Source organism: Collinsella tanakaei (genome assembly GCF_016902615.1).
Taxonomy (GTDB): Bacteria; Actinomycetota; Coriobacteriia; order Coriobacteriales; family Coriobacteriaceae; genus Collinsella; species Collinsella tanakaei_A.
The window spans coordinates 183,561-190,102 of the sequence record NZ_JACJMB010000001.1 but is presented as its reverse complement, the minus strand read 5'-3'; the positions used below and the strand labels follow the sequence as shown (position 1 = coordinate 190,102).

The window sequence follows — 6,542 nt, the reverse complement described above, 5'->3', positions numbered from 1 at the left end:
GTGTCTCCGTTGGGGACGGGGCAGTTTGGTGCCACCCGGGCGCGGATAGCGCCCGGGTGGCACCAAACTGCCCCGTCCCCAACGGAGACACCCGCGGAGCGCTCCATCGACCGAGGCCCATTTGCTATCGTGATAGTATTCATTGGTGTCAGCCCCCGCGCCGGGACCAGCGGCACCGCGCGTGCCGTACGTATCGATAAGGGATGGGAATGTATGAACCAGCTTGTGGCGAGCTACATACCGCTCTGTGATTTTCTGGGGAGCATGTTCGGTGCCCAGACCGAGATCGCCCTGCATGATGTCGCCGATCCGTCCCATTCGCTCGTCAAGCTCGTGCACCCGTATGTTTCCGGTCGCCGCGAGGGCGCGCCGTTGCCCGATATGCTCGCAGAGCTTCTCGAGTATCCCGATCAGCTGGGAGACAGCCTCACGGGGTATCCCACCAAGTCCCTCGACGGCCGCACGCTGTATTCGGGCGTGTATCCGATATGCGAGGACGGTCGCATCGTCGGGTTCCTGTGCGTCAACCGCGATATCACTGCGTTCCGCACGCTCGAGGACGCCTTGCACGGCCTTATCGAGTCCTATATCCCGGGAGGCGCGGACGGGCAGCGTCAGCAGCGGCTCAAGATGGTGCGCGACCGCATGGATGCGATAGCCGCCGATACGCATGTCGATACGGCGGGCAACCCGGTCGAGCGGGCGTTTCTGGACGCCTGCTGTCTGCTGGGGTTCCAGGATGAGGATATTTCCGCGACCGACCGCCTGCGCCTGCTGAGCATCCTCGATTCGAAGGGCGTGTTTCGCATCAAGGGCGCGGTCAACGAGGTTGCGCGCCTGCTCGACATATCCGAGCCCACGGTTTACCGAGGTCTGCGCAGCGTTCGCCGCGCGCATCCAGGTGAGGGGGATGGCGAGTAGGGCGACGTGCCCCACCGAGCGCCGCGTCGCGTGCCCGTTGACGGTGCGGCAGCGACCTTTTACCGACCGATATCTTCGAGTTGTCCTTCAATGCTGAAAAATTATTATCACTAATCCCGTTCAAGGAGGCGCCGGGTCGATGCGTCCGAGCGCGCCTGCCGTAGCGGGGTGAAACCGCGAACGACGGAAGATGGGGTATGCACCGTCGCTTCGCCTCAACCGAAGGACAACACAATCATGAAGTGCGACATTCTGATCAAGGGCGCGCATGCTCACACCCGACATGTGCGTGGTCGAAAACGCCTGGATCGCCATCGACGGCGCGCGGAACTCGGCGGTGGGTACCGGTGCGTGCCCGGCGTATGAGGCCGACACTGTCTTCGATGATCCGCATCTGCTGTGGATGCGGGCGGTCCGCATCTGGAGGCTGCGGCGGAAGAGTACCTGAAGATCGGCATGCGCGGTGCGCTCACCTGGCAGACGACCGATGGCGCGGGCGCACCCGACGGGCTGCGCGTGAGGACCGAGGACGCGGTCGGGCGCCATGAGCGGTTCTATCGCTACAACAACGGGGCGGGCTCTTCTCAAAGCCAATTTCTCCATCACGTCGCTCATGGCGTGCACGGGCGACCCCATCCACAGCGTGTTCGGCGCCGCCAAGGAGCTCGGCGTGCCGTTCGAGTGCCACATGAACGAATACGCGAGCGAGGTCCTGAGCTTCATCGAGATGTACGGCGAGCGGCCCTTCGACTACCTTGATCGCCACGGCCTGATTCCCGAGCGGTTTGTGGCGGCGCACTGCGTGTCGCTATCCGATTCGGAGTTCGAGGTGGTGCGCGACCACGACATCCGCGTCGTGCACTGCCCGTTCTCCAACTGCGGCAAGGGTGTGCCCGAGACGCCGCGCCTGCTGCACCAGGGCACGCATGTGGCGTTCGGCTCGGATGGCGCGGGCCATGCGGGCCTGGACCTCTTCCGGGAGATGCGTGCCTTCCGCTGCGTGATGAACGTGACGCACGGGCTCTCGACGGCCAACCCCCAGATCATGCCGGCCGCACAGCTGCTGAGCATGGCGACCAAGGGCGGCGCTGCGGCGCTGTTCGCCGATGATTTGGGCACCATCGAGCAGGGCAACCTGGCCGATATCATCGCTGTCGACCTCGATCAGCCGCACCTGATGGCGACGGGCAGCATCGTGCACAGCCTCATCGAGGGCGCGAACGGAGCCGACGTGCGCCACTCCATCATCAACGGCAAGGTCGTCATGAGGGACCGCGAGCTTCTGACGATCGACTGGGAGCGCGTGAGCGCCGATGCCCATGCCCTCATGGGGCGCCACAAGTTCTTCGCCAAGCAGGGCGCGTGGTGCGGGTAGGGGATGGCCCCTTCATGTTTTGGCGCGGCGAACAGGCGGGGTCGAGCCCTGTCTGCCCGCCGCGCATGCCGCACGCAAGGTGGCGGGCGGCGTGTTCGGCTCAAGCGGCCGGGCGGGCGGAGGCTTCGCGTCCGGCTGTTGCTCGCCAGCGCCGGTATTAGGCTCCCATGTCGCCGCCAAGCCCGAGTGCGGTCTTTTCGCGGGACGCTTATCTGCGCGTTTCGTGGCGTTGCGCGGGGCGGTTGAGCGAGCCCCCTCGAAGGCGCGCCTAATATCGGCTATACATGGCAACTCGGTGCCGAAGGGCGACCTTTCGGATGCGACGGGCCGGGATATGTTCGCCCGTGGCGCACCGTCGTGGTTGCGGCCGCGGGCGAACTGCTTGGATTCAGCTTGTTTGGAGCGCGCTAGCGTCGCCGGACCTTCTGAAGGTAGCGGTACACGCTCGGCTCCGAGATGTCGAGGGACTGGGCGACGACGGCGACTGCGCCCTTGAGCAGAAAGACGCCTTCTCCCTCGAGCGCGCCGATGAGTTCCAGGCGCTCGGCGACCGAGAGGACGGGCACCGCCTTTCCGCGGCTCGCGGCGAACTCGCCCACGCGCTTGGCCACGAGCTCGTCGACCGAGGCGGTGAGGTGCTCGCCGATCGCGGCGTTCGCATGGCCCTCGACCGCGCCGTCGCCCGACACGCCGGGCGGCAGCGTTTCGGCGATGGCCTCGGTCAGCGACTTCAGCTGGACGATCAGCGACGTGTCGGTGTTGACGCATAGCATGCCGACCAGCGTACCGTTCTCACGGATGAACATGCTCGCGGAGCGCAGCGGTTTGCCCGTGGCGCTGTGCGAGAGGTAGAGCTCGGTGTAGTCCTGATCCTGCGGAATGTCGCTGTGGACCATCTTGAGCGCGAAGTCGGTGGCGGGCGCGCCCACGTGACGCCCGGAGATGTGCCCGTTGCGGATGGCGACGACGGAGTGCGAGAGGTCGGTGAAATCGTGTAGGACGACCTCGGTGTTGCCACCGATAATGGTGCACAGGAAGTTAAAGAAGGGCAGATAGCTCTCGACCGTCTTGTTCATCAGGCCTCCCGGGGCGCGATAAGAGTTTCTCTCTGATAAGAGTTTCTCCTATTTTCGAGTGCCGTCAGCATAAAGGCAACCGCGGAGCGGCTGCAAGCGGTCGGTTTTGAGCGGCAAGCGGCACGATAACAAAAAATTTTTATCACGTAGAGAAAAGCCCCTGCTAGACAAATATTCTTCCTACTAGATAAAAATTTTTTATCTCTTCATGGTATTCGGCCCGACCCGTCTTACGACAATACGGTCAGCATACCCCGTTAGCTGCGCATCCGTACCCTACCCGAGGGTGGCGGTCCGATGGGATGGACCGCTTCGGATGCGAACGGATACCGCGGAGGAAGAGCTCTGCGGCAGAGAGGAGGGGAGGCTCGTGGAGTACGCATACGCTTCGCTTGCCGAACGAATCAAGCAGGAATGGAAGATCTACGTCGTCTCGTTCGTGTTCGCGCTCATCGCCGGACTGATCGGGCAGATCGCCATCCCGCTGGGACCGGGTCAGATCATCTTGTTCCCGATTTTCTATTCCATCATCTTGGGCATCCTGTCCGGTCCCGAGGTCGTGAAGATCTTCAACCGCAAGGAGGTGAAGGCAGCCTCGAAGCTCGTCATCATCGCCATCTGCCCGTTCATCGCCAAGATCGGCATCAACGCCGGCGCCTCGCTCGACACCGTCGTGTCCGCCGGCCCCGCGCTGTTCTCCCACGCGTTCGGCGACATCCTGACGATTTTCATCACCCTGCCCGTGGCGCTGCTGCTCGGGCTCGGCCGTGAGGCCATCGGCGCGGCGAGCTCCATCAACCGCGAGACCAACCTCGCCATCGTGGCCGACCGCTACGGTTCCGATTCGCCTGAGAATCGCGGCAGCCTCGCCGTCTACGTCGTCGGCGGCATGCTCGGCACGATCTATTTCGGCCTCATGGCCTCCATCGTCGCCATGACCGGCGTGTTCGATCCTTTGGCGCTGGGCCTTGCCTCCGGTGTCGGCGCGGGCATCATGATGGCCGCCGCCGTCGGCTCGCTGTCCGTTATCTACCCGGGCCAGGCCGAGCAGATCAACGCGCTCGCCGGCGCCTCGCAGACCATCGCCGGCATCGATGGCGTGTATCCGGCACGTACTGCAAGTACGGCAAGCGCGAGGCGCTCGAGATCGCCACGATGGGCGTGAGCTGCCTGGTCAAGATGGATGCCGACCGCACCCATATCGCCGACATCCGCCTGGCATACGGCGTGGCGGGCCCGTATCCCAAGCGCGCCCGCGCCACCGAGGACGCGCTGCGCGGGTGCACGGTCGACGAGGCCGTCTCGCAGGTGGGCGACCTCGCGTGCGCGGAGATGAACCCGCGCACGAGCTGGCGTGCTTCCAAGGAGTTCCGCCTGCAGCTGATCGCAGAGCTGTCCCGCCGCCTCATCCGCGAGACGGCTGTCAAGGGAGGTGCAGACGCATGATGCGTTTCGTGAAGATGACGGTGAACGGGCGCGAGATGGAGGTCGGCGTCGACGAGCGCGAGATGCTGCTCGACACCCTGCGCGACCGCCTGGGCCTGACGAGCGTGAAGCGCGGCTGCGAGGTGGGCGAGTGCGGCGCCTGCACCGTCCTGCTCGACGGGGTGGCCATCGACTCGTGCCTGTACCTGACCGTCTGGTGCGAGGGCGCCACGATCGTCACGACCGAGGGGCTGCTCGCGCGCGACGGCACGCTCACGCCCGTCCAGCAGGCGCTTGTCGATGAGGCGGCGGTCCAGTGCGGCTTCTGCACGCCGGGCATCATCATGAGCACGACCGAGATCGTGGGCTCGGGCAAGCGCTACACGCGCGACGAGATCCGCTAGCTCATCTCGGGCCAACTGTGCCGCTGCACGGGTTACCAGAACATCGTGAACGCCGTCGAGCGCGCGGTGAACGAGTGCGCCGACATCGCCGAGCGCACGCTCGCTGCGCACGCGGACGACGACGCGGCGTAACGCGATGATGTGCCCCGAGGCGCCCCGATTCGCATTGTTCGCCCGCGGCCCGGCCGCTTACCGATTATTCGCGCCGCCGCATGGGCGCGCGGGCACGCATCGGTAGCCGCTCGCGCGAGCGGGTAGATACCAGTCAAAGAGAGGGCGAGAGGTGATACACATGGATGCCCACACGATCAGCCGTAGAAACGTCATCTTCTGCACGCTTGCCGCCGCCTGCGCGGCAGCCCTGCCGCTTTCCGCCTGCTCGGAGGAGAAGGTCGAAAAGGCGGGCATGTTCATCGACGGCGCCGTCGACGACGGGGGCTGGGGCGAGAGCTGCTACGGCGCGCTCGTGAGTGCGGCGGAGGCACACCAGTGGGAGCACACCTATACGCAGCACGTGGGAGAGGCGGATTGGCCCCGCGCCATCGAGGACCTCATCTCGGACGGCTGCACGATCGTGTTCGCGCCGGGCGCGCAGTACACCGAGGCCATTCAGGATGCCGCGAGCGCTCATGAGGACGTCAAGTTCATCGTGCTGAACGGCGACTTCGACCTCGAAAACGTCGAGAACCTCGTTCCGAACAACGCCCAGATCGGCCAGCTCGCCGGCGCCTTGGCGGGGCTCATCCCCAAGGCGGGCGTCATCGGCTTCATCGGCGGCACGGGGCTTGCCGGGACGAAGGAGAAGGTCGAGAACTATCTGGCCGCGGCGCGCGTCATCAACCCGGACATCCAGCTGATCGAGGACTACGCCGAGACGTTCGATGACGAGCATCGCGGCTACGAGATCGCGACCGAGATGGTCGAGCAGCATGACGTCGACGTCCTGTTCGGCGACGCCTCGATCGTGGATGCGGGCGCTCGGCGCGCCCTGTACGAGCTGGGTCGCGGTATGGCCATCGCGCAGCCTAACGATGCCGGCAGCGCCTATGACCAGATCATCGCCGGCTCGGTCGTCACGGACAACGACATGATGATGCGCAACGCCTTCCGCGATATCACAAGCGGGACGTTCGGCGCGAAGACGGTGACCGGCGACGCCTCGACCGGCGGTGTCGGTGTCGGAACCCTGTCCGAGGTGCTCGTCGATCCGTACACGCAGGAGCGCTATGCGGGCATCGTCGACCAGATCGCCCAGGGGTCGTATCTGAGCTAGCGGACCCCGAACCGAGTTCCTGCGCCCCGTGCAAGGGTGGCCAAACAAAAAGTTTGGTCACCCTCGGC

General features: G+C 65.1%; 8 protein-coding genes. 7 read left to right on the top strand and 1 reads right to left on the bottom strand.

Features of this window, described 5'->3' with window-relative positions:
• The first annotated feature begins 213 nt into the window (after positions 1–213).
• The 3 genes from H6A21_RS00880 (at position 214) to H6A21_RS00870 (ending at position 2,296) form a co-directional block, all read left to right on the top strand.
• Complete coding sequence (locus H6A21_RS00880; RefSeq protein WP_204559702.1) at positions 214–921, top strand: helix-turn-helix transcriptional regulator; 708 nt, start codon at positions 214–216, stop codon at positions 919–921.
• Between the two features lie 268 nt (positions 922–1,189).
• Positions 1,190–1,369 (top strand): hypothetical protein, encoded by a 180-nt coding sequence (locus H6A21_RS00875; RefSeq protein WP_204559701.1) that lies wholly within the window; start codon positions 1,190–1,192, stop codon positions 1,367–1,369.
• A 96-nt stretch (positions 1,370–1,465) separates the two neighbouring features.
• Positions 1,466–2,296: an amidohydrolase family protein gene (locus tag H6A21_RS00870; protein ID WP_204559700.1), complete on the top strand. Its 831-nt coding sequence runs from the start codon at positions 1,466–1,468 to the stop codon at positions 2,294–2,296.
• A gap of 407 nt (positions 2,297–2,703) precedes the next feature.
• Here H6A21_RS00870 and H6A21_RS00865 read toward each other — a convergent pair whose 3' ends face one another.
• Positions 2,704–3,372, bottom strand: a complete 669-nt coding sequence (locus H6A21_RS00865) for a helix-turn-helix transcriptional regulator (protein WP_204559699.1) — start codon at positions 3,370–3,372, stop codon at positions 2,704–2,706.
• Positions 3,373–3,742: 370 nt separating this feature from the next.
• On the opposite strand from H6A21_RS00865, the gene H6A21_RS00860 reads away from it, so the two are divergent.
• The 4 genes from H6A21_RS00860 to H6A21_RS00845 all read left to right on the top strand — a co-directional run bounded on the left by H6A21_RS00860 (position 3,743) and on the right by H6A21_RS00845 (position 6,474).
• Positions 3,743–4,537 carry a DUF3100 domain-containing protein gene (locus H6A21_RS00860; protein ID WP_204559698.1) on the top strand — a complete coding sequence of 265 codons (795 nt, stop codon included), beginning with the start codon at positions 3,743–3,745 and terminating at the stop codon, positions 4,535–4,537.
• On the top strand, positions 4,534–4,818 hold the full coding sequence (locus tag H6A21_RS00855) for a hypothetical protein (protein ID WP_342636023.1): 285 nt from the start codon (positions 4,534–4,536) through the stop codon (positions 4,816–4,818). Before H6A21_RS00860 ends, H6A21_RS00855 begins: the two co-directional genes overlap by 4 nt.
• Positions 4,815–5,201, top strand: coding sequence for a (2Fe-2S)-binding protein (locus H6A21_RS00850; protein WP_239462533.1), 387 nt, complete (start codon positions 4,815–4,817; stop codon positions 5,199–5,201). Before H6A21_RS00855 ends, H6A21_RS00850 begins: the two co-directional genes overlap by 4 nt.
• 292 nt (positions 5,202–5,493) lie before the next feature.
• A complete protein-coding gene (locus tag H6A21_RS00845) occupies positions 5,494–6,474 on the top strand; it encodes a BMP family ABC transporter substrate-binding protein (RefSeq protein ID WP_204559696.1) in 981 nt (326 codons plus the stop codon).
• Positions 6,475–6,542 lie beyond the last annotated feature (68 nt).

Excerpts from the sequence above, each read along its gene's own strand:
- H6A21_RS00880 (WP_204559702.1), top strand. The coding sequence starts at position 214 with ATGAACCAGCTTGTGGCGAGCTACATACCGCTCTGTGATTTTCTGGGG.
- H6A21_RS00875 (WP_204559701.1), top strand. The coding sequence starts at position 1,190 with ATGCTCACACCCGACATGTGCGTGGTCGAAAACGCCTGGATCGCCATC.
- H6A21_RS00870 (WP_204559700.1), top strand. The coding sequence starts at position 1,466 with ATGAGCGGTTCTATCGCTACAACAACGGGGCGGGCTCTTCTCAAAGCC.
- H6A21_RS00865 (WP_204559699.1), bottom strand. The coding sequence starts at position 3,372 with ATGAACAAGACGGTCGAGAGCTATCTGCCCTTCTTTAACTTCCTGTGC.
- H6A21_RS00850 (WP_239462533.1), top strand. The coding sequence starts at position 4,815 with ATGATGCGTTTCGTGAAGATGACGGTGAACGGGCGCGAGATGGAGGTC.
- H6A21_RS00845 (WP_204559696.1), top strand. The coding sequence starts at position 5,494 with ATGGATGCCCACACGATCAGCCGTAGAAACGTCATCTTCTGCACGCTT.